Annotated in this window: 23 protein-coding genes; 8 read left to right on the top strand and 15 right to left on the bottom strand. The window is 63.9% G+C overall.

Translation table 11 applies throughout. The annotated features are described in order from the left end of the window. Positions 1-192 precede the first annotated feature (192 nt). From leuS to ACODSK_RS07790, 5 genes are all read left to right on the top strand, one after another. Positions 193-2,799: a leucine--tRNA ligase gene (gene leuS / locus ACODSK_RS07810; RefSeq protein ID WP_489015084.1), complete on the top strand. Its 2,607-nt coding sequence runs from the start codon at positions 193-195 to the stop codon at positions 2,797-2,799. A gap of 66 nt (positions 2,800-2,865) precedes the next feature. Continuing rightward, positions 2,866-3,471 (top strand): LPS-assembly lipoprotein LptE, encoded by a 606-nt coding sequence (locus tag ACODSK_RS07805; RefSeq protein ID WP_489015082.1) that lies wholly within the window; start codon positions 2,866-2,868, stop codon positions 3,469-3,471. A 35-nt stretch (positions 3,472-3,506) separates the two neighbouring features. Continuing rightward, complete coding sequence (gene holA, locus ACODSK_RS07800) at positions 3,507-4,544, top strand: DNA polymerase III subunit delta (RefSeq protein WP_489015080.1); 1,038 nt, start codon at positions 3,507-3,509, stop codon at positions 4,542-4,544. 75 nt (positions 4,545-4,619) lie between these two features. After that, positions 4,620-4,784 (top strand): alternative ribosome rescue factor ArfA, encoded by a 165-nt coding sequence (gene arfA, locus ACODSK_RS07795; protein ID WP_489015078.1) that lies wholly within the window; start codon positions 4,620-4,622, stop codon positions 4,782-4,784. 61 nt (positions 4,785-4,845) lie between these two features. Next, on the top strand, positions 4,846-6,156 hold the full coding sequence (locus tag ACODSK_RS07790; protein ID WP_489015076.1) for a lytic murein transglycosylase: 1,311 nt from the start codon (positions 4,846-4,848) through the stop codon (positions 6,154-6,156). Positions 6,157-6,687: 531 nt separating this feature from the next. On the opposite strand, the gene lipA is transcribed toward ACODSK_RS07790, so the two are convergent. From lipA to ACODSK_RS07730, 12 genes are all read right to left on the bottom strand, one after another. Next, positions 6,688-7,686, bottom strand: coding sequence for a lipoyl synthase (gene lipA / locus ACODSK_RS07785; protein ID WP_489015074.1), 999 nt, complete (start codon positions 7,684-7,686; stop codon positions 6,688-6,690). A gap of 2 nt (positions 7,687-7,688) precedes the next feature. Next, a complete protein-coding gene (gene lipB, locus ACODSK_RS07780) occupies positions 7,689-8,336 on the bottom strand; it encodes a lipoyl(octanoyl) transferase LipB (protein WP_489015221.1) in 648 nt (215 codons plus the stop codon). After that, on the bottom strand, positions 8,333-8,608 hold the full coding sequence (locus ACODSK_RS07775; RefSeq protein WP_489015072.1) for a DUF493 domain-containing protein: 276 nt from the start codon (positions 8,606-8,608) through the stop codon (positions 8,333-8,335). Before ACODSK_RS07775 ends, lipB begins: the two co-directional genes overlap by 4 nt. 74 nt (positions 8,609-8,682) lie before the next feature. Continuing rightward, positions 8,683-9,843, bottom strand: a complete 1,161-nt coding sequence (locus ACODSK_RS07770; RefSeq protein WP_489015070.1) for a D-alanyl-D-alanine carboxypeptidase family protein — start codon at positions 9,841-9,843, stop codon at positions 8,683-8,685. 148 nt (positions 9,844-9,991) lie between these two features. Then, positions 9,992-10,990 (bottom strand): septal ring lytic transglycosylase RlpA family protein, encoded by a 999-nt coding sequence (locus tag ACODSK_RS07765; protein ID WP_489015068.1) that lies wholly within the window; start codon positions 10,988-10,990, stop codon positions 9,992-9,994. Then, positions 10,990-12,000 (bottom strand): lytic murein transglycosylase B, encoded by a 1,011-nt coding sequence (gene mltB / locus ACODSK_RS07760; protein WP_489015066.1) that lies wholly within the window; start codon positions 11,998-12,000, stop codon positions 10,990-10,992. The genes ACODSK_RS07765 and mltB overlap by 1 nt, the downstream gene beginning before the upstream one ends. A gap of 17 nt (positions 12,001-12,017) precedes the next feature. After that, a complete protein-coding gene (gene rodA, locus ACODSK_RS07755; protein ID WP_489015219.1) occupies positions 12,018-13,121 on the bottom strand; it encodes a rod shape-determining protein RodA in 1,104 nt (367 codons plus the stop codon). A 38-nt stretch (positions 13,122-13,159) separates the two neighbouring features. Continuing rightward, on the bottom strand, positions 13,160-15,055 hold the full coding sequence (mrdA, locus tag ACODSK_RS07750; protein WP_489015064.1) for a penicillin-binding protein 2: 1,896 nt from the start codon (positions 15,053-15,055) through the stop codon (positions 13,160-13,162). Positions 15,056-15,072: 17 nt separating this feature from the next. Beyond that, complete coding sequence (gene rlmH / locus ACODSK_RS07745; RefSeq protein WP_009397919.1) at positions 15,073-15,540, bottom strand: 23S rRNA (pseudouridine(1915)-N(3))-methyltransferase RlmH; 468 nt, start codon at positions 15,538-15,540, stop codon at positions 15,073-15,075. 9 nt (positions 15,541-15,549) lie between these two features. After that, the gene (gene rsfS / locus ACODSK_RS07740; RefSeq protein ID WP_489015062.1) at positions 15,550-15,972 is read right to left on the bottom strand and encodes a ribosome silencing factor; all 423 of its coding nucleotides are present in this window, start codon (positions 15,970-15,972) and stop codon (positions 15,550-15,552) included. A 50-nt stretch (positions 15,973-16,022) separates the two neighbouring features. Further along, positions 16,023-16,676, bottom strand: coding sequence for a nicotinate-nucleotide adenylyltransferase (gene nadD / locus ACODSK_RS07735; RefSeq protein ID WP_489015060.1), 654 nt, complete (start codon positions 16,674-16,676; stop codon positions 16,023-16,025). A 1-nt stretch (position 16,677) separates the two neighbouring features. Then, positions 16,678-17,949, bottom strand: coding sequence for a glutamate-5-semialdehyde dehydrogenase (locus tag ACODSK_RS07730; RefSeq protein ID WP_489015058.1), 1,272 nt, complete (start codon positions 17,947-17,949; stop codon positions 16,678-16,680). A gap of 291 nt (positions 17,950-18,240) precedes the next feature. Here ACODSK_RS07730 and ACODSK_RS07725 point away from each other — a divergent pair, with 291 nt between their 5' ends. Then, positions 18,241-18,933, top strand: coding sequence for a DNA-3-methyladenine glycosylase (locus ACODSK_RS07725; RefSeq protein WP_489015056.1), 693 nt, complete (start codon positions 18,241-18,243; stop codon positions 18,931-18,933). A gap of 4 nt (positions 18,934-18,937) precedes the next feature. Beyond that, positions 18,938-20,254, top strand: a complete 1,317-nt coding sequence (locus tag ACODSK_RS07720; RefSeq protein WP_489015054.1) for a bifunctional DedA family/phosphatase PAP2 family protein — start codon at positions 18,938-18,940, stop codon at positions 20,252-20,254. A gap of 3 nt (positions 20,255-20,257) precedes the next feature. Here ACODSK_RS07720 and ACODSK_RS07715 read toward each other — a convergent pair whose 3' ends face one another. The 3 genes from ACODSK_RS07715 to ACODSK_RS07705 are packed head-to-tail and all read right to left on the bottom strand — an operon-like array spanning position 20,258 to position 21,933. Beyond that, positions 20,258-20,848, bottom strand: coding sequence for an LON peptidase substrate-binding domain-containing protein (locus ACODSK_RS07715; RefSeq protein ID WP_489015052.1), 591 nt, complete (start codon positions 20,846-20,848; stop codon positions 20,258-20,260). Positions 20,849-20,857: 9 nt separating this feature from the next. Continuing rightward, positions 20,858-21,574 carry an LrgB family protein gene (locus ACODSK_RS07710; protein ID WP_489015050.1) on the bottom strand — a complete coding sequence of 239 codons (717 nt, stop codon included), beginning with the start codon at positions 21,572-21,574 and terminating at the stop codon, positions 20,858-20,860. Then, positions 21,571-21,933, bottom strand: a complete 363-nt coding sequence (locus tag ACODSK_RS07705; RefSeq protein WP_489015048.1) for a CidA/LrgA family protein — start codon at positions 21,931-21,933, stop codon at positions 21,571-21,573. The genes ACODSK_RS07710 and ACODSK_RS07705 overlap by 4 nt, the downstream gene beginning before the upstream one ends. A 171-nt stretch (positions 21,934-22,104) precedes the next feature. Here ACODSK_RS07705 and ACODSK_RS07700 point away from each other — a divergent pair, with 171 nt between their 5' ends. Continuing rightward, positions 22,105-22,560 carry a MaoC family dehydratase gene (locus ACODSK_RS07700; RefSeq protein ID WP_489015046.1) on the top strand — a complete coding sequence of 152 codons (456 nt, stop codon included), beginning with the start codon at positions 22,105-22,107 and terminating at the stop codon, positions 22,558-22,560. Positions 22,561-22,601: the final 41 nt, after the last annotated feature.

Genomic DNA, 22,601 nt, shown 5'->3' with positions numbered 1-22,601 from the left:
TAGCGTCACCCGCAAAACCGGCCGGACGCCGCGACCAACGGCCCCTGGCGCCACCTGGCGATGCAATCAGGGTTTCCCACGACCGTTGGGGGTCATGTATGCTACGGCGTTCACTCTTGACACCGGATTGCCGGGCGAAACGGCGTAACGCCAGCCTGGATAAGGTCTCCCATTTCTCAGCGCAAAGTAGCCATGCACGAACACTATCAGCCCCGCGAAATCGAAGCCGCCGCCCAGTCCTACTGGGACGAGCACAAGTCTTTTGAAGTCAGTGAACAGCCAGGCAAGGACACCTACTACTGCCTGTCGATGTTCCCGTACCCGAGCGGCAAGCTACACATGGGCCACGTGCGCAACTACACCATCGGCGACGTGATCGCGCGCTACCAGCGCATGCAGGGCAAGAACGTCCTGCAGCCGATGGGCTGGGACGCTTTCGGCATGCCGGCGGAAAACGCCGCGATGAAGAACAACGTCGCACCGGCCAAGTGGACCTACGAGAACATCGCCTACATGAAGGCCCAGCTCAAGAGCCTGGGCCTGGCGATCGACTGGTCCCGCGAAGTCACCACCTGCAAGCCGGACTACTATCGCTGGGAGCAGTGGCTGTTCACCCGCCTGTTCGAAAAAGGCGTGATCTACCGCAAGAACGGCACCGTGAACTGGGACCCGGCTGACCAGACCGTACTGGCCAACGAGCAAGTCATCGACGGCCGTGGCTGGCGTTCGGGCGCGCTGATCGAGAAGCGCGAAATCCCGATGTACTACTTCAAGATCACCGACTACGCCGACGAGCTGCTGGAAAGCCTCGACGAACTGCCGGGCTGGCCCGAGCAGGTCAAGACCATGCAGCGCAACTGGATCGGCAAGTCCCGCGGCATGGAAGTGCAGTTCCCCTACGACGAGGCCAGCATCGGTCAGTCCGGCGCACTGAAGGTCTTCACCACCCGTCCTGACACCCTGATGGGCGCCACCTACGTTGCCGTGGCTGCCGAGCACCCGCTGGCCACCCTGGCCGCCCAGGGCAATCCGGCGCTGCAAGCCTTCATCGACGAATGCAAGAGCGGCAGCGTCGCCGAAGCCGACATCGCTACCCAGGAGAAGAAAGGCGTCGCCACTTCCCTGCTGGTTCGCCACCCACTGACCGGCGAGAAGCTGCCAGTATGGATCGCCAACTACGTGCTCATGCACTACGGCGACGGCGCGGTCATGGCCGTTCCGGCCCACGACGAACGTGACTTCGAGTTCGCCAGCAAGTACCAGCTGCCGATCAAGGCCGTGGTCCGCACCAGCGCCGGCGACGAAGTCGGCAGCGAGTGGCAGGCCGCCTACGGCGAGCATGGCCAACTGATCAACTCCGGCGAGTTCGACGGCCTGGACTTCGCTGGCGCCTTCGACGCCATCGAAGCCGCCCTGATCAAGAAAGAGCTGGGCAAATCCCGTACCCAGTTCCGCCTGCGCGACTGGGGCATCAGCCGCCAGCGCTACTGGGGCTGCCCGATCCCGATCATCCACTGCCCGTCCTGCGGCGACGTACCGGTGCCGGAAGACCAGTTGCCGGTCACCCTGCCGGAGAACGTGGTGCCGGACGGCGCCGGCTCGCCACTGGCGCGCATGCCCGAGTTCTACGAGTGCACCTGCCCGAAATGCGGCACCGCGGCCAAGCGCGAAACCGACACCATGGACACCTTCGTCGAATCGTCCTGGTATTTCGCCCGCTACGCCTCGCCAAACTACGAGGGTGGCCTGGTCGATCCGAAAGCGGCCAACCACTGGCTGCCGGTGGACCAGTACATCGGCGGTATCGAACACGCCATCCTGCACCTGCTCTACGCGCGCTTCTTCCACAAGCTGATGCGTGACGAGGGCCTGGTCAGCTCCAACGAGCCGTTCAAGAACCTGCTGACCCAGGGCATGGTGGTCGCCGAGACCTACTACCGCGTCGCCGCCAACGGTGGCAAGGACTGGTTCAACCCGGCCGACGTCGAGATCGAACGCGATGCCAAGGCCAAGATCATCGGTGCACGCCTGAAGACCGACGGTCTGCCGGTGGAGATCGGCGGCACCGAGAAGATGTCCAAGTCGAAGAACAACGGCGTCGACCCGCAAGCCATGATCGATGCCTACGGCGCCGACACCTGCCGCCTGTTCATGATGTTCGCCTCGCCGCCCGACATGAGCCTGGAATGGTCCGATTCCGGCGTCGAGGGTGCCAGCCGCTTCCTGCGCCGCGTCTGGCGCCTGGCCCAGGCCCACGTAGGTCAAGGCCTGCCGGCCAAGGCCGACTTCTCCGCGCTGAACGATGCGCAGAAGGCCGTGCGCCGCGCCACCCACTCGGCGATTCGCCAGGCCAGCATCGATGTCGGCCAGCACCACAAGTTCAACACCGCCATCGCCCAGGTGATGACCCTGATGAACGTGCTGGAAAAGGCCTCGCAAGAGACCGAAACCGACCGCGCCCTGATCCAGGAAGGCCTGGAGGCCGTAACCCTGATCCTCGCGCCGATCACTCCGCACATCAGCCATGGCCTGTGGCAGAGCCTGGGTCATCAGGGCGCGGCAATCGATGCCGGCTGGCCGAGCGTCGACGAAAGCGCGCTGGTCCAGGACAGCATTCAGCTGGTCATCCAGGTCAACGGCAAGCTGCGTGGCCAGATCGAAATGCCGGCCGGCGCCAGCCGCGAGGAAGTCGAGGCCGCCGCACGCAGCAACGAGAACGTGCTGCGCTTCACCGAGGGCCTGAGCATCCGCAAGGTCATCGTGGTTCCCGGCAAGCTGGTCAACATCGTCGCCAACTGACAGGAGCGAGCGCCCTGCGGGGCGCTCGCACAGACAAGTCCCCCAAGGTTTCCAGGGAGCAACAAGATGATCAAACGCAATCTGCTGGTGATGGGCCTGGCCGTAATGCTCAGCGCCTGCGGTTTCCACCTGCGCGGTACTGGCACCAATGAGCTGGCGATCAAGGAACTCGATCTGAACGCCCGCAACGCCTACGGCGAAACGGTCAACCAACTGCGCGACGTGCTGCGCAGCAGCGGCGTCGATGTCCACAGCGGCGCGCCGTACAAGCTGGTCCTGACCAACGAAGCGGAAACCCAGCGCGCAGCCAGCTACGGCGGGTCCGCCCGCTCGGTAGAGTATGAGCTGACCACCCAACTGTCCTATGACATCCAGGGTCGCAACAACATGCCGCTGCTCAGCGACAAGCTGGAAGTCCGCAAAATCTACTTGCACGACAGCAACAACGTGACCGGCTCGGGTCAGGAAGCCGAGCAGCTGCGCAAGGAAATGCGCCGTGACCTGGTGCACAACTTGGTACTGCGCCTGCAACTGCTGACTCCGAGCCAGCTCGAAGAGCTGCAAGCCAAGGCTGACGAACGCGCCAGGGCAGAAGCCGCGGCCCTGGAAGCCGCACAACGTGCCCAGGACGCTCAACCCCAGCAATCGCCGCTGGAAATCCCGGCCAAGTGAGACCGGACGGGGCGCTCAGGCGCCCCGACTTCTTTATGAAACTCGCACCAGCCCAACTCAACAAGCATCTGCAAGGCGCCCTCGCCCCCGTCTATGTGGTCAGCGGCGACGACCCGCTGCTGTGCCAGGAAGCTGCCGACGCCATTCGCCTGGCCGCACGCCAGCAAGGCTTCGACGAGCGCCAGGTATTCAGCGCCGACGCCAACTTCGACTGGGGCACCCTGCTCCAGGCCGGCGCCAGCCTCTCGCTGTTCGCTCAGAAACGCGTGCTCGAACTGCGCCTGCCGTCGGGAAAACCCGGCGACAAGGGTGCAGCAGCACTGATCGAGTACTGCTCGCGCCCTGCCGACGACACCCTGCTGCTGATCAGCCTGCCCAAGCTCGACGGCAGCGCGCAGAAAACCAAGTGGGGCAAGGCGCTGGTGGAGGGCTCGCAGGTCCAGTTCATCCAGATCTGGCCGGTGGACACCCAGCAATTGCCGCAATGGATCAACCAGCGCCTGGCCCAGGCCGGACTGGCCGCGCAACGGGATGCGGTGGAACTGATCGCCGCCCGGGTCGAAGGCAACCTGCTGGCCGCAGCCCAGGAAATCGAAAAGCTCAAGCTGCTCGCCGATGGCAACACCATCACCGTGGAAACCGTGCAGGGAGCCGTGGCCGATAGTGCTCGATTCGATGTGTTCGGCCTGGTCGACGCGGTCCTTAATGGCGAAGCAGCCCATGCCCTGCGCATGCTCGAAGGGCTGCGCGGCGAAGGGGTCGAACCACCGGTGATTCTCTGGGCCCTGGCCCGCGAACTGCGGGTACTGACCGGACTGGCCCAGCAATACAGCCAGGGCGTACCGCTGGAGAAGGCCTTCAGTCAGGCCAAACCGCCGGTATGGGACAAGCGTCGTCCGCTGATGAGCAAGGCGCTGCAGCGCCACTCGGCGCAACGCTGGGGCCAACTGTTGCACGACGCCCAGCGCATCGATGCACAGATCAAAGGCCAGGCCCAGGGCTCGCCGTGGACCAGCCTGAGTCATCTGTCGCTGCTGATGGCAGGACAACGCCTGGCGCTGCCTGCCGAGTAGGGAGTCGACGCTCTTGCAGTGGGCGTTCGCCGGTCCTATAGTGCCCGGCAAATCCACCCAGGCAGGATCCCCGCCATGAGCAAGAAACCGGCAAAATCCCGGCCCAACAAGGCCAAGTCCATCGTCGCCCAGCCACTGTTCCGCTGCCGCCAGGAACGACCTAACAAGGGCAAAGGCAGTTACCGCCGCGAAGCCTTCCAATCGAGAGATTGGGAGGCTTCTTCCTTTATGGCCGCATGAAAGCAGGAAAACCGCAGGCATGGTATGGTCGTCACCTGACCCGTAATACCTGGATTAGTGCATGCCTTTCCGCCTTCCCCGCCGCCGGCAATTCCGCCAGTTGAGCGCTGCTTCCAGCCTCATCCTGCTCGTCGCCTGTGCCGAACACCCCACCGCCGCCGATGCCCTGCCCATCGCACCGGTGCAGCCCGCTCCAGCCGTCACCCAGGCCACCCCGTCCGCCGAGATCGAGATCCTGCCACAGCAGACCTTCGCCCAATGGCAGGCCAGCTTCCGCCAGCAGGCCCTGCAGGCCGGCGTTTCGGCAAACCTGTTCGACCGCGTGTTCGCCGGCATCACTCCGGACATGGACGTGATCAAGGCCGACCGCAGCCAGCCCGAATTCACCCGCCCGGTGTGGGAATACCTGGATGGCGCCCTGTCGCCGGTACGGGTGCGCAATGGCAAGGCCCTCCTGGCCCAGAACAGTGAGCTGCTGGGGCGTATCGAGCAACGCTATGGCGTCGAGCGGGACGTGCTGGTGTCGGTATGGGGCATGGAAAGCAACTTCGGCCAGTTCCAGGGCAGCAAGTCGGTGATCCGCTCCCTTGCTACCCTGGCCTACGAAGGCCGCCGCCCGGTCTTTGCCCAGGAGCAACTGCTGGCCGCGCTGAAGATCCTGCAGAACGGTGATATCGCCCCCGAAGCCATGCGCGGCTCCTGGGCCGGCGCCATGGGCCAGACCCAGTTCATCCCGACCACCTACAACACCCACGCGGTGGACTTCGACGGCGATGGCCGCCGCGATATCTGGAACAGCTCGGCCGACGCCCTCGCCTCCACCGCTCACTACCTGCAAAGCTCAGGCTGGAAACGTGGCGAACCGTGGGGCTTCGAAGTGACGGTACCGCAAGGTTTCGACTACTGGATCGCCGATGGCAGCCTGCGCAAGCCCGTCTCCGAGTGGCTGCGCCTGGGCGTGCAATTGCCTCCCGGCAGCCGTGTCCCGGCCGGCAGCGAGCAGCTTTCCGCCGCCCTGTTGCTGCCCGCCGGCTATCGTGGTCCGGCCTTCCTGGTCCTGGACAACTTCCGCGCCATCCTCAAGTACAACAATTCGTCGGCCTATGCCCTGGCCGTCAGCCTGCTGAGCGAGCGCTTCGAAGGCTCCGGCTTCATCCGCGGCGCCTGGCCGAAGGATGACCTGCCACTGAGCCGCAGCGAGCGCATCGAATTGCAGGAACTGCTCAATGCAAACGGGCACGAAGCGGGCAATGCCGACGGGATCATTGGCGCCAATACCCGCAAGGCCATTCGCACTGCCCAGCAGCAGCGTGGCTGGCCGGCGGATGGGTATCCAACTCATAGGTTGCTGGATAGCCTCAGGACTCGCTGAGTTCTTCAGGGCCTCATCGCTGGCAAGCCAGCTCCCACAGAGACCGCTTCGAGCACAAATACTGTGACTGGCCCAGAACCCTGTGGGAGTCGGCATTGCCGACGATGAGGCCATCCGCCTCGACATCGATCCTGCTGGTCTGTGTTTTTCTTGCGGGCCTCATCGCTGCACGGGTATCTACACATCTCCAGCGAAGGCCGACACGGTCCAGGTAGGAGCTGCTTTAGCTGCGATGGACCGCGATAGCGGTCCTGAAGCCATCCCGCACGATTCCCGGGTCAAGTCTTGTTTCGGATTCACAGTGCCTGATCTGGTGCGTTTCTCCAGGCTTATCGAGCTGACAGGTTTTGGGACCGCTGTGCGGTCCATCGCAGCTAAAGCAGCTCCAATTACCTGGACCGCGCTGCATGGGTAGTCTGGGTAAACCGGAAAATGTGTAGATACCCATGCTCATCGCTGCGGTTCGGCCCGGACAGACAAAGAAAAGCCCCCGACCTTCACAGGTACGGGGGCTTTTTCATGGGCTGGCGATCAGAGCTTGATCTTGGCCTCATGGGCCTGCTGGTCGGCGTGGTACGAGGAACGCACCAACGGCCCGGACGCAACGTTCTTGAAGCCCATCTTGTAGCCTTCCTCGGCGAACCAGGCGAAGGTGTCCGGGTGCACGAAACGCTGCACCGGCAGGTGGCTGCGCGACGGTTGCAGGTACTGGCCGAGGGTCAGCATGTCGATGTTGTGCTCGCGCATGCGGTGCATCACTTCGATCACTTCGTCGTCGGTCTCGCCCAGGCCCAGCATCAGGCCGGACTTGGTCGGTACGTGCGGCACCAGTTCCTTGAACTTCTCCAGCAGGGTCAGCGACCACTGGTAGTCCGAACCCGGACGCGCGGCCTTGTACAGGCGCGGTACGGTTTCCAGGTTGTGGTTGAACACATCCGGCGGCTCCTGGGCGGTGATGGCCAGGGCCACGTCCATCCGACCACGGTAGTCCGGCACCAGGGTTTCCAGCTGGACGCCCGGGGACAGCGCGCGGATTTCGCGGATGCAGTCGGCGAAGTGCTGGGCACCGCCGTCGCGCAGGTCGTCGCGGTCCACCGAGGTGATCACCACGTACTTCAGGCGCAGGTCGGCGATGGCGATTGCCAGGTTCTTCGGCTCATCGACATCCAGGGGTTTCGGACGACCATGGCCAACGTCGCAGAACGGGCAGCGACGGGTGCAGATGTCGCCCATGATCATGAAGGTCGCGGTGCCGCCGGAGAAGCACTCGCCCAGGTTCGGGCAGGACGCTTCTTCGCAGACGCTGTGCAGCTTGTGCTTGCGCAGCAGTTGCTTGATCCGGTCGACTTCCGGGGAAACCGGGATGCGCACGCGGATCCAGTCAGGCTTCTTCGGCAGTTCTTCGGTGGGGATGATCTTGACCGGGATCCGCGCGACCTTTTCGGCGCCACGCAGTTTCACACCGGCTTCAACCTTCGGCCGTGGGGCCGGGGTGGCGGTGCTTTGCACCGGCTCTTGCACAATAGTCATATTCAGTCGATTCCGCCCGCAAGGGTCGTCTGCTCAGCATAATCGAGGTGCTTGACCAGCTGTCCGCGCAGCCTTGCCCTTACCTCGGAGAGTTCGATTGGCCCGGCCTGGTCGCGCAGCTGGGTCATGGCCAGCCCCGCATACCCGCAGGGGTTGATTCGGCGAAAAGGCGCAAGGTCCATGTCCACGTTCAGGGCCAGGCCATGAAAGGAACAGCCATTGCGAATCCGCAGGCCGAGGGAGGCGATCTTCGCTCCATCGACGTAGACACCCGGCGCATCGGGCTTGGCCGCCGCCTCCACGCCATAACTGGCGAGGAGTTCGATCAGGCAATGCTCCATGCGCGTTACCAGGTCGCGCACACCGAAACCAAGGCGACGCACGTCCAGCAGCAGGTAGGCGACCAACTGGCCAGGGCCATGGTAGGTCACCTGGCCGCCGCGATCGGTCTGCACCACCGGGATATCCCCCGGTACCAGCAGGTGCTCGGCCTTGCCGGCCTGGCCCTGGGTGAATACCGGCGGATGCTCCACCAGCCAGATTTCGTCACCACTGCCAGGCTTGCGCTCGGCAGTGAAACGACGCATCGCCTCGAGTACCGGCTCGTAAGGCAGCACTCCGAGGTCGCGAAAGCCGATGCAGGACATCAGAGCACCATGTGCACGATACCGGTCGCGCGCAGGGCGCTGTTGATATCGCGCAGTTGGTCTTCGCTGGTCGCTACGATGTGCAGTTGCACGGTGGTGTACTTGCCGTTGGTGCTCTGGCGCTCGGCCAGGGTACCCATGTCGACCTCGGCATGCTTGCGGAGGATCTCGATGACGGTGTCCTTGAAATGCACCACGGTATCGCCGATCACCTTGATGGCGTAGTCCGGGCAGGGAAATTCGATTTTTGGCGACTTGACGTCAGCTTCGCTCATGGCAGTAACGGCCTCGTAAGCCGTGGCAGCAACAACGCCCCTGCTGGATGGCAGGGGCGTGGCAGGTCACGTTATCAGTTGAACAACCCGTAGAAGAACAGGCGGATGCTATCCCACACCCGACGGAAGAAACCACCTTCCTCGACCGCGTCCAGCGCGATCAGGTCAGCACTGTGAACCACGTTGTCATCCAGTTTGACTTCGACTTTACCGATCACGTCACCTTTGGCGATCGGTGCCATCAGTTGCGGGTTCATGGTCATGCTGGCAGCCAGTTTCTTCAATTGGCCTTTAGGCAAAGTCATGGTCAGGTCGTCTTTCAGACCGGCCTTGACCTGGCTGGTGGTGCCTTTCCAGACCGGCGCCTGGGCCAGTTCGGTGCCCTTCTGGTAGAAGGTCTGGGTTTCGAAGAAGCGGAAACCGTAGGTCAGCAGCTTCTGGGTCTCGGCGGCGCGGGACTGCTCGCTGTTGGTACCGAAGACCACGGCGATCAGACGCATGCCGTCACGTACGGCGGAGGACACCATGCAGTAGCCGGCTTCCTCGGTGTGGCCGGTTTTCAGACCGTCGACGGTCTTGTCGCGCCACAGCAGCAGGTTGCGGTTCGGCTGCTTGATGTTGTTCCAGAAGAACTCCTTCTGCGAGTAGATCGCGTAGTGCGCCGGGTCTTCGTGGATGATCGCGCGGGCCAGCAGGGCCATGTCGTGAGCCGAGGAATAGTGCTCGGGGTTCGGCAGGCCGGTCGGGTTCATGAAGTGGCTGTTGCTCATGCCCAGGTCGCCGGCGGTCTTGTTCATCATGTCGGCGAAGGCGTCTTCGCTGCCGGCGATGTGCTCGGAGATGGCGACGCTGGCGTCGTTGCCGGACTGGATGATGATGCCGTGCAGCAGGTCGCTGACGCTGACCTGGGTGCCGACCTTGATGAACATCCGCGAACCGCCGGTACGCCAGGCGTTTTCACTGACGGTCACCGGATCGTTCTCGCCGATCTGGCCGCGACGGATCTCCAGGGTCGCGATGTAGGCGGTCATCAGCTTGGTCAGGCTTGCCGGCGGCAGGCGCTGGTCGCCATTGTTCTCGACCAGGATGTTGCCGCTGGAGGCTTCCATGAGCACGTAGGACTTGGCTGCCAGTTGCGGCGGCGACGGCATCATCTGCTCGGCGGCGAAGGCAGCCGGAGCGATCAGCAGCGGAACAAGCAGGCAAAGGCGTTTGGCAAAGGTGGTGATGTTCATCCGTCTCTCGAAATCGCTAATGGGCTCATGCCCCCGGAGGGGCAAAACGTTAAAACGGGCTGCGGCAAAGGGTCGCGCCCTGGAGCAAAACCGCCATTGTACATGGCTGTTCGCCCCCGCTACATGACAAACCGACCAGTCCCCCCGGTCAGTCCGCCGTAACTACCTTGGCCTGTCCAAGATTGGCCAGGCGTACGCTGTCCTGGGTCTGCTGCACCTCGCCCTGACTGCGGATCGGGCCGAGGCGCACCCGGTGCAGGGTCTGCTGGTTGCGCACGATGGAACTGATGAACACCGGCGCGCTGACCATGCCGCTCAGTTTGGAGCGTAGCAACTCGGCGGCATCCGGGTTGGCGAATGCACCGACCTGCAGGTAGGTGCCGCCATTGGCCGGCAGGCTGTTGCTGGCCACCTGCACCGGCAGGACTGCCGCGGCGTGCTGCTGCGGAGGCGGCGTCCACTGTTCGACCGTCCCGGTGCTGGCCGGGATCGAGGTGGTCTGGGCCACTTGTGGCTGATCCAGAACCATCGGCGGCTGGCGGCCACGCTGGGCCCACCATTGCTGTGGATCGATGCCTTCGACGCGCACCCGGGCGGTACCGGTCTCGGCGTAGCCGAGCTTCTTCGCCGCCGCGTAGGACAGGTCGATGATGCGGTCGGAATAGAACGGGCCACGGTCGTTGACCCGCAGGATCACGCTGCGCTTGTTGTCCAGGTTGGTCACCCGCACATAGGCCGGCAACGGCAGGGTCTTGTGCGCCGCGCTCATGCCGTAGAGGTCGTAGACCTCGCCGTTGGCGGTGTTCTGCCCGTGAAACTTGGTGCCGTACCAGGACGCGGTGCCCTCGGCGACGTAGTTGCGCGAGTCAGGAATCGGGTAGTAGGTCTTGCCCAGCACCGTGTACGGGTTGGCCTTGTAGTTGCCGGTGTGCACGGTCGGGGTGGCGTCGGGGATCTTCGACACGTCGACGTCCCACCAGGGCGCGCCGTCCTTGTGAGCCCGGTTGATGTCCAGGCCCGGCTGGGAACGGATGACGTTGCCGCCGCTGCTTTGCGTCGGACGGCTGGAGGTACAGCTGACCAGCAGTACGCCAACGGCGACGCAGCCCAGCAGTTTCAGGGATGTTGCAGAGAACAGTTCGCGCATTACCGGGCGCCCCTTGCCTGAACCAGCAGGTCGGAAAGTTGATGTACCGCCATGGCGTACATCACGCTGCGGTTGTAGCGAGTGATCGCGTAGAAGTTCTTCAGGCCGATCCAGTATTCGGGGCCATTGTCGCCTTCGAGCCGGAAAGCGGTGACCGGCAGATCATCGCGCAGCGCATCATGACTCGACCAGCCCAGTGCCCGCAACTCCCCCACCGTCTTGACCGGCTCGATGCCCGGGCTCAGGCCCTCGTCGACCCGCTCGCCACGGACCATGGCACGGCTGACCACCGGCTCGCCGGCGACCCAGCCATGACGCTTGAAGTAGCTGGCGACACTGCCGATGGCGTCGTCGGGGTTGTTCCAGATATTGATATGGCCGTCACCATCGAAGTCGACGGCGTAGGCGCGGAAGCTGCTCGGCATGAACTGCGGCAGGCCCATGGCCCCGGCGTAGGAGCCTTTCAGGGTCAGCGGATCGACCTGCTCCTCGCGGGACAGCAGAAGGAATTCGCGCAGTTCCTTGCGGAAGAACGGCGCCCGCGGCGGGTAGTCGAAGGCCAGGGTCGACAGCGCGTCGATCACCCGGTAGTTGCCGGTATTGCGGCCAAAGAAGGTCTCGACGCCGATGATCGACACGATCACCTGGGCCGGCACCCCGTATTCCTGCTCGGCACGGGCCAGGGCAGCCTCGTGCTGGCGCCAGAAGTCCACGCCACGGGCAACCCGGGCGTCGGTGAGGAACATCGGGCGATATTCCTTCCACGGCTTGACCCGCTCCGCCGGACGGGAAATCGCGTCGAGGATCGCCTGCTTGCGCTGCACCTCGCGGAACACGCCCATCAGTTGCTCGCCAGCGAAACCGTAGTCGCGGGTCATCTCCCCGACGAACTCGGCCACCTGCGGCGAGCCATCATAGTCGCCGGCGCTGGCCTGCTGGGCACCACCGAACAGGCCGAGAAGCCCCGCCAGGGGAACATAACGGGCCATCCAGCCCCGTACTGCTTGCATCGAGAAATTCACCTTGATCAAACCTGCGCGATCCATTTGCGGTGGGTATGGATCGACATGAGAACGCCAAACGCTGACAGCAGCGTCACCAGCGAAGTTCCACCATAACTAATGAAGGGCAGCGGCACGCCCACCACGGGCAGCAGGCCACTGACCATACCGATATTGACGAAGACATAGACGAAGAAGGTCATGGTCAGGCTGCCGGCCAGCAGCTTGCCGAACAGGGTCTGGGCCTGGGCGGTGATCACCAGCCCGCGGCCGATCAGCAGCAGGTAGATCAACAGCAGGGCGCAGATGCCCACCAGACCGAACTCTTCGCCCATCACGGCGATGATGAAGTCGGTATGGCTTTCTGGGAGGAAGTCCAGGTGTGACTGGGTGCCCAGCAGCCAACCCTTGCCGAAGACGCCGCCGGAGCCGATCGCCGCCTTGGACTGGATGATGTTCCAGCCGGTACCCAGCGGGTCGCTTTCCGGGTCGAGGAAGGTCAGCACGCGCTGCTTCTGGTAGTCGTGCATGACGAAGAACCACATGGCCACCGCCACCGGCACCGCCGCCGTGACCACGCTGATGATCCAGCGCCAGCGCAGGCCGCCCATGAACAGGACGAAGGCACCGGAAGCGAGAATCAGCAGCGCCGTACCCAGGTCCGGCTGGCGAACGATGAGGATGAAGGGGATGCCGATCAGGATCAGGCTGATCAGCACATGCTTCAGATGCGGCGGCAGGGTGCGTTTGGACAGGTACCAGGCGATCGTCGCCGGCATGATGATCTTGAGGAATTCCGAGGGCTGGAAGCGGATCACCCCGGGAATGTTGATCCAGCGCGTCGCGCCCATGGCGTTGTGGCCCATGACGTCCACCACCACCAGCAGGATCACCCCGGTCACGTAGGCCAGCGGCACCCAGCGCGCCATGAAGCGCGGCTCCAGCTGGGCAATGATGAACATCGAAACCAGGCCGATACCGAACGAGGACGCTTGCTTGAGCAGCAGGTCCCAGTTCTTGCCGCTGGCGGAATAGAGGACGAACAGGCTGCCGGCGGCCAGGGTCAGCAGCAGGATCAGCAGGGGACCGTCGATATGGATGCGCTGCAGGAAGCTGGCGCGGCGGCGCATCACGTCCTCGCTGGAGAGCATGCGGTCGAAATTACTCTTCACTGGACCGTTTCCTGGGCAACAGAGGCATTGGGGGCAGCGTATTCGGATTTGAGGCGACCGTTTTCGTCCAGCAGCCAGGCGTCCATCACCTGGCGCAGGACCGGCGCAGCCACGCCCGAACCGGACTCACCGTTCTCCACCATCACCGAGATGACGATCTTCGGATCTTCGGCCGGGGCAAAGCCAACGAACAGGGCGTGGTCGCGGTGGCGCTCCTGGACCTTGCTGCGGTCGTACTTCTCGCCCTGCTTGATCGCCACGACCTGGGCGGTACCGCTCTTGCCGGCGATGCGATATTGCGCGCCGATGGCGGCCTTGCGCGCGGTGCCGCGAGCGCCCTGCATCACCTGCTCCATGCCGTGGGTGACCCGGGCCCAGTCGGCCTTGTCGCGCAGGACGATGTCTTCCATCGGGTTCGGGTCCACCGGCGGCTGGCCTTCGATGGTCTTGGCCAGGTGCGGACGGTTCCACTTGCCCTTGCTGGCGATCAGCGCCGTGGCCTGGGCCAGTTGCAGCGGGGTGGCCTGCATGTAGCCCTGGCCGATGCCGAGGATCAGCGTCTCGCCGGGGAACCAGGCCTGACGGCGGGTGGCACGCTTCCACTCGCGGGACGGCATCAGGCCCGGGGATTCCTCGAACATGTCGAGGGCGACCTTCTGCCCGATGCCGAAGCGGTTCATGTAGCTGGACAGCTTGTCGATGCCCATCTTGTGCGCGAGGTCGTAGAAATAGGTGTCGTTGGAACGCATGATCGCCGTGTCGAGGTCGACCCAGCCGTCACCGGTGCGGTTCCAGTTACGGTATTTGTGATCGTAGTTGGGCAACTGGTAGTAACCCGGGTCGAACACCCGGGTAGACGGCGTTACCACCTGGGAATCCAGGCCGGCGATGGCCACCGCCGGCTTGATGGTCGAGCCCGGCGGGTACAGGCCGCGCAGCACGCGGTTGAACAGCGGCCGGTCGATGGAGTCACGCAGTTCGGCATAGGCCTTGAAGCTGATGCCGGTGACGAACAGGTTGGGGTCGAAGCTCGGCTGGCTGACCATCGCCAGGACCTCACCGGTACGCGGGTCGAGGGCGACGATGGCACCGCGGCGCCCGCCCAGGGCCTGCTCGGCCGCTTCCTGCAACTTGATGTCGAGGCTGAGGACGATGTCCTTGCCGGGAATCGGGTCGGTGCGCTTGAGCACCCGCAGTACACGACCGCGAGCGTTGGTCTCGACTTCCTCGTAACCCACCTGGCCGTGCAGCTCGGGCTCGTAGAAGCGCTCGATGCCGGTCTTGCCGATATGGTGGGTGCCGCTGTAGTTGACCGGATCGAGGGTCTTCAGCTCTTTCTCGTTGATCCGCCCGACATAGCCGACCGAGTGGGCGAAATGCGCACCCTGGGGATAATGCCGCACCAACTGCGCCACCACTTCCACACCGGGCAGGCGGAACTGGTTCACCGCAACCCGGGCGATCTGCTCCTCGGTCAGCTCGAACAGGATCGGCACCGGCTCGAACGGCCGACGCCCCTGCTTCATGCGTTTCTCGAACAGCGCGCGGTCATCCGGGGTCAGCTCCAGCACCTCGACGATCACGTCGAGCACATGCTGCCAGTCGCCGGAGCGCTCGCGGGTCATGCTCAGGCTGAAGCTGGGCCGGTTGTCGGCAATGATCACGCCATTGCGGTCGAAGATCAGCCCACGGGTCGGCGGAATCGGCTGCACATGCACCCGATTGTTCTCCGACAGCGTGGAGTGATAGTCGTACTGGATCACCTGCAGGTAGTACAGGCGAGCGATCAGGACGCAGACCAGCAAAATGATTGCCACGGCACCGACCACGACGCGGCTACGCACCAGGCGGGCGTCTTTCTCGTGATCCTTGAGGCGAATCGGCTGCGACATTGAAAGGGCTTACAGGCTTATTTGTGATAAGGGTGCCCGGACAAAACCGTCCAGGCGCGATAAATCTGTTCGCCGATCAGTATCCGTACCAGGGGATGCGGCAGGGTCAGCGGCGACAGCGACCAGCGCTGCTCGCTGCGCGCACAGACCTCGGGCGCCAGCCCTTCCGGGCCACCGACCATGAGGTTGACGGTGCGCGAATCCAGCCGCCAGCGGTCCAGCTCGACCGCCAGTTGCTCCGTGCTCCAGGGCTTGCCATGGACCTCCAGGGTGACGATCCGTTCACCCGGCTGGACCTTGGCCAGCATCGCCTCGCCCTCCTGGCGGATCAGGCGGGCGACGTCGGCGTTCTTGCCCCGGGTGTTCAGCGGGATTTCCACCAACTCCAGGGACAGCTCCGACGGCAGGCGCTTGGCGTACTCGTGCCAGCCTTCCTCGACCCACTTGGGCATGCGCGAGCCGACCGCAATCAGACGCAGACGCACGACGCTACCTCAGTCCAGGTCTTTGTTGAGCTTGGCGAAATGCTCGTGGGTGTTTTCCGGGCTGTGGTGCTTGCCATCGGCGGCACGGCTCTGCTCGGCACCCAGCCACAGGCGTTCCAGGTCGTAGAACTGGCGGGCAGCGGCGGTCATCATGTGCACGATGACGTCGTTCAGGTCGAGCAGGACCCAGTCGCTGTCGCCCTTGCCTTCTTCACCCAGGGGCATCACGCCTTTCTGCTTGACGATCTCGCGGACCTTCTCGGCCATCGCGTTGATCTGCCGGTTGGAGGTACCGGTGGCGATGATCATGTAGTCGGTCAGGCTGTGCTTGTCGCGCACGTCGATGACCTGGATGTCCTGGGCCTTGACTTCTTCCAGGGCCAGTTTGGCCAGCTGGACCAGCTCTTCGCCGGTGATTTTCTGCTTGGTCATAAAAAACTCGTTCAACTCATTGAAAGCGGCGCCCGTGGGCGCCTGCCGTTCTACGCACGGTACAGCCCGTGCGTCTCGATATAGGCCAGTACTGCGTCCGGCACCAGGAACCGCACCGACTTGCCGCTGGCCAGCAGCTGTCGGATCTGTGTGGCGGACACCGAAAGCGGCGTCTGCCAGACGAACGAAATGTTCCCCGCCGGGCCGGACATGGCGGTGGGATCGCTCTCCGAGCGCGCAGCCAGCAGGTTGCGCAGCTCGTCTGGGGGTTCTACGTCGGCATCCGGGCGTTGCAGGACCAGGATGTGACAGTGTTTCAGCAGCTCTTCCCAGCGATGCCAGCCGGGCAGCCCGCAAAAGGCGTCCCAGCCCATCAGCAGATACAACTGGTCGCTGGCACCGAGCTCGGTGCGCAGCGACTCCAGGGTGTCGATGGTGTACGACGGTTTGTCCCGGGACAGCTCGCGGTCATCCACGCTCAGCCGTTCGACGCCGTCTACCGCACAACGGACCATGGCCAGGCGATCCTGCGCAGCCACCTGCGGGGTATCGCGGTGTGGCGGGCGGGCGTTGGGCAGCAGGCGCAGCTCGTCGAGGCCCATGAACTCGGCCACTTCCAGCGCGCTGCGCAGGTGGCCGATGTGCACGGGGTCGAAAGTGCCGCCAAGAATGCCGATCCGCCGGATCGCCGGGGCCTTGCTCAACTCAGCAGGACTCCTGGCCACGCAACTGGCCGTCGCCGACGACCACGTACTTCTCGCAGGTCAGGCCTTCCAGTCCGACCGGGCCGCGGGCGTGCAGCTTGTCGGTGGAAATGCCGATTTCCGCACCCAGACCGTACTCGAAGCCATCGGCGAAGCAGGTCGGGGTGTTGATCATCACCGAGGCCGAATCCACTTCGGCCACGAAACGCCGGGCCAGGCCCTGGTGCTCGGTGACGATGGAGTCGGTGTGGTGCGAACCATAGTGGTTGATGTGCTCGATCGCCGCGTCGACACCGTCGACGATGCGGATCGAGAGAATCGCCGCCAGGTACTCGGTACCCCAGTCTTCCTCGCTCGCCGGATTGGCATCGATGACCATGCGGGTGCGCTCGCAACCACGCAGTTCGACGCCTTTTTCCCGGAATTGGCGGGCCATTTCCGGCAGGAACTCGGCAGCGACGCTCGAATCCACCAGCAGGGTTTCCATGGCGCCGCAGATGCCGTAGCGATAGGTCTTGGCGTTGAACGCGATGCGCCGGGCCTTGTCCAGTTCGGCGTGCTCGCCAACGTAGACATGGCAGATGCCGTCCAGGTGCTTGATCACCGGTACCCGGGCATCACGGCTGATGCGTTCGATCAGGCCCTTGCCGCCGCGCGGAACGATGACATCGACGAACTCCGGCATGCTGATCAGTGCACCAACGGCTTCGCGGTCGGTGACTTCCACCACCTGGACCACTGCCGACGGCAGGCCGGCCTCGGCCAGGCCGCGCTGGATGCAGGCAGCGATGGCGCGGTTGGAATGGATGGCCTCGGAACCGCCACGCAGGATGGTGGCGTTGCCCGACTTCAGGCACAGGCTCGCGGCGTCGATGGTCACGTTGGGGCGCGACTCGTAGATGATCCCGATCACCCCCAGCGGCACGCGCATCTTGCCAACCTGGATGCCCGACGGCCGATAGCTCATGTCGCGGATCGCGCCCACCGGGTCCGGCAGGCTGGCGACCTGGCGCAGACCGACGATCATGCCGTCGATGCGGGCCGGGGTCAGGGCCAGGCGATCGAGCATGGCCGGCTCGAGGCCGTTGGCCCGGCCGGCGGCCAGGTCCAGCTCGTTGGCTGCGGACAGTTCGGCGCGAGCAGCGTCCAGGGCGTTGGCGGCGGCATGCAGGGCGCGGTTCTTCTGCGCGGTGCTGGCACGGCCGATGACGCGGGACGCCTCGCGGGCGGCGCGACCCAGGCGGGTCATGTAGTCAAGAACGGACTCAGTCATGGGGCTCAGTGTCTTGGCGGTGGGGAAAATCGGATGAGTATAACTGTCATGGGGTTGTACGCCCAGCGGAGACAGTCGGATGGTAGGAAGGGGATTACAGATTGAATGACCGACACGAACCTTGTGGGAGCGGGTTTACCCGCGATGGCGCCAGTGAATTCAATATCGCCATCGCGGGTAAACCCGCTCCCACAAGGTTCGTGTCTGCGGATCCTTTGGCTTGTATGTTCAGCTTGGGTAAAGGAAGAAATTGCTATCATCCGGGCTTCATTTCCCTCTTCCAGAGCCACGATGTCGCAACCCGCCCCCTGCCCGCCCCGGGTCCTGCCCAATGCCTTCTTCGACCGTGACGCACAGACTCTGGCCAAGGAACTGCTGGGCAAGATCATCCGCCATCGCCAGGGACCGTACTGGCTGTCGGCGCGAATCATCGAGACCGAGGCCTACTACCTCGACGAGAAAGGCAGTCATGCCTCCCTTGGTTACACCGAGAAACGAAAAGCCTTGTTCCTCGATGGCGGGCATATCTACATGTACTACGCCCGCGGTGGCGACTCGCTGAATTTCAGCGCCCAGGGCCCGGGCAACGCAGTACTGATCAAATCCGCATACCCCTGGGTGGACGCTGTCTCCGACAGCAACAGCCTGGCACAAATGCAGTTGAACAACCCCGACGCCAGTGGTGGCCTGCGCCCGCCAGAGCGCCTGTGCGCCGGCCAGACCCTGCTGTGCAAGGCCATGGGCCTGAAAGTGCCGAACTGGGACGCCAAGAGGTTCGATCCGGAACAGCTGTTCGTCGAGGATTGCGGAATCATTGTGCAACACATAATCCAGACCAGCCGGCTGGGCATTCCCCAAGGCCGCGACGAACATCTGCCGCTGCGTTTCGTCGATGCCGAATTTGCCCGCTACTGCACGCGGAACCCGCTGCGTCGCGGCCAAGTCGAAGGCCGCGACTTCTTCTTTCTGACACAAGGAAACTGACACGATGGGCCCATGGCTCGACAGCCTGACCGGCTGGCTGACCGCAAATCCGCAATGGCTGGGATTGGCGATTTTTCTGGTGGCCTGCATCGAGTGCCTGGCCATCGCCGGGATCATCGTGCCCGGCACCGTATTGCTGTTCGCCGTGGCCGTATTGGCCGGCAGCGGCGCGCTGTCATTGCATGAAACCCTGCTCCTGGGCTTCCTCGGCGGACTGCTGGGGGACGCGATCTCCTACACCCTGGGCCGCCGCTTCCATCAGAACATTCGCCGCTTGCCGTTGCTGCGCCACCACCCGGAATGGATCGGCAGCGCCGAAACCTACTTCCAGCGCTATGGCATCGCCAGCCTGCTGGTAGGCCGCTTCATCGGGCCACTGCGACCGATGCTGCCGATGGTTGCGGGGATGTTCGACATGCCGCTGCCGCGCTTTATCGCGGTCAGCCTGATTTCCGCCGCTGGCTGGTCGCTGGCCTACCTGCTGCCGGGCTGGGCAACCGGCGCGGCGATGCGCCTGCCACTGCCGGAAGGCTTCTGGCCGCAGGCTGGCGTGGTGGCAGCGGGCCTCGCCATCCTGGTTGGCGTGAGCATCAACAGTTCACTGCGTGCCCAGCCCCGTGGCACCCGACTGATCGCCGCAGTGAGCCTGGTGATGCTGGCCGCCACCTTCTTCGGCTGGCCCTACCTGACCCACTTCGACCAAGGCCTGATGGCGCTGGTCCAGGAGCATCGCAGCGACTACCTCAACGGCATCATGGTGCTGATCACCCGTCTCGGCGACTTCCGCACCCAGTTCACCGTCGCTGCCATGCTGGTCGCCATGCTCATGCTCGCCCGGCAATGGCGCCCGGCCCTGTTCGCCGCCGCAACCCTGGGCGGCACGGCGATCTGCAACGCCGGCCTGAAGTGGTTTTTTGCCCGCGCCCGCCCGGAAGTCCTGACCGATCCGCTGACCACCTACAGCATGCCCAGCGGCCACAGCTCGGCCTCCTTCGCCTTCTTCCTGACCCTGGCAATCCTCGCCGGCCGCAGCCAACCGCCGCGCATGCGCCTGACCTGGATCCTGCTGGGCTGCCTGCCGGCACTGTCGATCGCCATGTCGCGGGTCTATCTCGGCGTGCACTGGCCGACCGACATCCTCGCCGGCGGCCTGCTGGCCTGCTGTGTCTGTGCCATGAGCCTGACCCTGATCCAGTACCGCGAGCCGCTGACGGCCATGCCACTGCGAGTCTGGTGGCTGATCCTGCCGGCCTGCGTCGGCGTACTGGCGTTCTTCACCCTGCACGCCTTGCCTCACGCGCTGCTGCGTTATTCCTACTGAGGGTCAGGCGAAGAGTTCGCCCTGGATGCGGTCGAGCAACGACTGGATCGCAACCAGGCGCTGGGTGGGAGAGTCGATGGCCAGGAGCTTGAGCTTGTCCTGGTCGTCGAAGGGCAGCAGGTAGGCCAACTGATTGGCCAAGGCCTGCTTGCCGGTGACTCCGCTGGCCATGTCCAGCCCCGAGACCATCGGATGCTCGGCCAGGGCCATGAGCAGCGCCAGCAGGTCATCGTCTTCCTCGTCGAGCGGCTGGTCGGCCTGCTCGTCGAGCCAGCGCACATCGGCTACCAGCAGGTTGTCCTTGCGCACCTCGAAGTCGTCGACCATGAAGCGCCGCTCGCCCTTCACCCGGATCCCCAGCAGCCCGTTGTCCTGCTGCTGGAAATCCTCGATCAGGGCCTGGCAGCCGATTCCGGCAAAGGACTCCGGCGCCTTGCCGACCTGCTCGCCCTCAAGGATGCACACAACACCAAAGCCGCCGCCCTGCTTCATGCAGCGGCCGATCATATCCAGGTAACGCGCCTCGAAGATCTGCAAATCCAGGTTACAGCCAGGAAACAACACGGTATTCAGGGTGAACAGGGGCAAACTCATTGCAGTTCCTCAGGCAACCAGGCTGACCGCCAGCGGCAGGAACACCGCGGTGGCCACGCCCATCAGGCTCATGGCCAGGGCTGCGAAAGCCCCGCACTCTTCACTTTCCTGCAAGGCCACCGATGTCCCTACCGCGTGAGCGGTCAAGCCCAGGGCCATGCCGCGGGCCTCGGGGCTGCGCACGCCCAGGCCAGTCAACAGGGCTGGACCGAAGATCGCCCCGATCACCCCGGTGATCAGCACGAACACCGCCGCCAGGGCCGCCACCCCACCGATCTGCTCGGCTACCAGCATGGCGATGGGCGAGGTCACCGACTTCGGCGCCAGGGTCATCAGGATCATGTGCTCGGCACCGAACCACCAGCCCAGCAGCAGGCAGATGCCGGTGGCGAACACGCCTCCGACTACCAGCGTAGTAAATGTCGGCCAGAACAGTTGGCGGATGCGCCGCAGGTTGAGGTAGAGCGGCACGGCCAGGGCCACGGTAGCCGGGCCGAGGAGGATGTTCATGATCTCCGTGCTCTTGCGGTACTCGGCGTAGGTCAGGCCGCAACTCAGCAGCACGCCGACCACCACCAGCATCGACACCAGGACTGGCTGGAGGAAGATCCAGCGGGTTTTCTCGTAGGCGGCGATGACGATCTGATAGGCCGCCAGGGTAATGCCGATGCCGAACAGCGGATGATGGATCACCGCCTGGGTCGCGCCATGCCAATCGAGCATCATGGGCGCTCCCCGGAGTGCTTGCTGCGGTTGATCATCTTCTGCATCAGCACGCCACAGAAAGCCATGGCCAGGATCAGCGAAAGCACCAGCGCGCCGGCGATGGCCCAGAAATCGGCGACGATATCGGCGGCATAGACCATCACCCCCACCGCCGGCGGCACCAGCAGCAACGGCAGGTAACGCAGCAGGCTGGAGGAGGCTTCGCTCAGCGGCGCGCCGACTTCGCCGCGGACCATCAGGAACACCAGCAACAGCACCAGGCCGATGATCGGGCCGGGCAGGATGGGCACCAGCAGGTGATTGATCGCCGTTCCCAGCAACTGGAACAGCACGAGCCAGGTCAAACCACGCAACAACATCGCATCTCTCCCCTCTATACCGGCGGCCATTATAAGCACGCTATCGACCCGCCTATACCCCGACATTCGCCCGGGTCATGGGCACTTGACCGAGCCATCATCGCGTGCTGATCTTAGGCATTCGTATCTTCGCTGGTCACAAAGAATTCAAAGACAATCAGGAGAGTCGCGATGCCCTATGTACCCGTTGCAGAGCTGTCGCAGTACGTTGGAAAGGAACTGGGACGTTCCGAATGGCTGAAGATCGAACAAGAGCGTATCAACCTGTTCGCCGAAGCCACCGGGGACTTCCAGTTCATTCATGTGGACCCGGCGAAGGCGGCAAAAACGCCATTTGGCAGCACCATCGCCCATGGATTCCTCACCCTGTCGCTGATCCCCAAGTTGATGGAGGACATCCTGGTTCTCCCCGAAGGATTGAAGATGGTGGTCAACTACGGTCTGGACAGCGTGCGCTTCATCCAGCCGGTAAAGGTCGACTCGCGGGTGCGCCTGGCGGTCAGCCTCAGCGAGGTCACCGAGAAGAAACCGGGCCAGTGGCTGCTCAAGGCTACCGCCACCCTGGAAATCGAAGGTGAAGACAAGCCCGCCTATATCGCTGAACCGCTGTCCCTCGCCTTCGTCTGACTCCGCCCTACCGAAACGGCCTACGGGCCGTTTCACCCTCA

The sequence above is a fragment of the Pseudomonas sp. FG98 genome (genome assembly GCF_057808595.1).
This window is presented reverse-complemented; position numbering and strand designations above follow the sequence as displayed.

What these genes read in the sequence shown, in the direction of transcription:
- leuS (WP_489015084.1), top strand. Translation starts at nt 193, where the DNA reads ATGCACGAACACTATCAGCCCCGCGAAATCGAAGCCGCCGCCCAGTCC.
- ACODSK_RS07805 (WP_489015082.1), top strand. Translation starts at nt 2,866, where the DNA reads ATGATCAAACGCAATCTGCTGGTGATGGGCCTGGCCGTAATGCTCAGC.
- holA (WP_489015080.1), top strand. Translation starts at nt 3,507, where the DNA reads ATGAAACTCGCACCAGCCCAACTCAACAAGCATCTGCAAGGCGCCCTC.
- arfA (WP_489015078.1), top strand. Translation starts at nt 4,620, where the DNA reads ATGAGCAAGAAACCGGCAAAATCCCGGCCCAACAAGGCCAAGTCCATC.
- ACODSK_RS07790 (WP_489015076.1), top strand. Translation starts at nt 4,846, where the DNA reads ATGCCTTTCCGCCTTCCCCGCCGCCGGCAATTCCGCCAGTTGAGCGCT.
- lipA (WP_489015074.1), bottom strand. Translation starts at nt 7,686, where the DNA reads ATGACTATTGTGCAAGAGCCGGTGCAAAGCACCGCCACCCCGGCCCCA.
- ACODSK_RS07775 (WP_489015072.1), bottom strand. Translation starts at nt 8,608, where the DNA reads ATGAGCGAAGCTGACGTCAAGTCGCCAAAAATCGAATTTCCCTGCCCG.
- ACODSK_RS07770 (WP_489015070.1), bottom strand. Translation starts at nt 9,843, where the DNA reads ATGAACATCACCACCTTTGCCAAACGCCTTTGCCTGCTTGTTCCGCTG.
- ACODSK_RS07765 (WP_489015068.1), bottom strand. Translation starts at nt 10,990, where the DNA reads ATGCGCGAACTGTTCTCTGCAACATCCCTGAAACTGCTGGGCTGCGTC.
- mltB (WP_489015066.1), bottom strand. Translation starts at nt 12,000, where the DNA reads ATGCAAGCAGTACGGGGCTGGATGGCCCGTTATGTTCCCCTGGCGGGG.
- rodA (WP_489015219.1), bottom strand. Translation starts at nt 13,121, where the DNA reads ATGCGCCGCCGCGCCAGCTTCCTGCAGCGCATCCATATCGACGGTCCC.
- mrdA (WP_489015064.1), bottom strand. Translation starts at nt 15,055, where the DNA reads ATGTCGCAGCCGATTCGCCTCAAGGATCACGAGAAAGACGCCCGCCTG.
- rsfS (WP_489015062.1), bottom strand. Translation starts at nt 15,972, where the DNA reads ATGACCAAGCAGAAAATCACCGGCGAAGAGCTGGTCCAGCTGGCCAAA.
- ACODSK_RS07730 (WP_489015058.1), bottom strand. Translation starts at nt 17,949, where the DNA reads ATGACTGAGTCCGTTCTTGACTACATGACCCGCCTGGGTCGCGCCGCC.
- ACODSK_RS07725 (WP_489015056.1), top strand. Translation starts at nt 18,241, where the DNA reads ATGTCGCAACCCGCCCCCTGCCCGCCCCGGGTCCTGCCCAATGCCTTC.
- ACODSK_RS07720 (WP_489015054.1), top strand. Translation starts at nt 18,938, where the DNA reads ATGGGCCCATGGCTCGACAGCCTGACCGGCTGGCTGACCGCAAATCCG.
- ACODSK_RS07715 (WP_489015052.1), bottom strand. Translation starts at nt 20,848, where the DNA reads ATGAGTTTGCCCCTGTTCACCCTGAATACCGTGTTGTTTCCTGGCTGT.
- ACODSK_RS07710 (WP_489015050.1), bottom strand. Translation starts at nt 21,574, where the DNA reads ATGATGCTCGATTGGCATGGCGCGACCCAGGCGGTGATCCATCATCCG.
- ACODSK_RS07705 (WP_489015048.1), bottom strand. Translation starts at nt 21,933, where the DNA reads ATGTTGTTGCGTGGTTTGACCTGGCTCGTGCTGTTCCAGTTGCTGGGA.
- ACODSK_RS07700 (WP_489015046.1), top strand. Translation starts at nt 22,105, where the DNA reads ATGCCCTATGTACCCGTTGCAGAGCTGTCGCAGTACGTTGGAAAGGAA.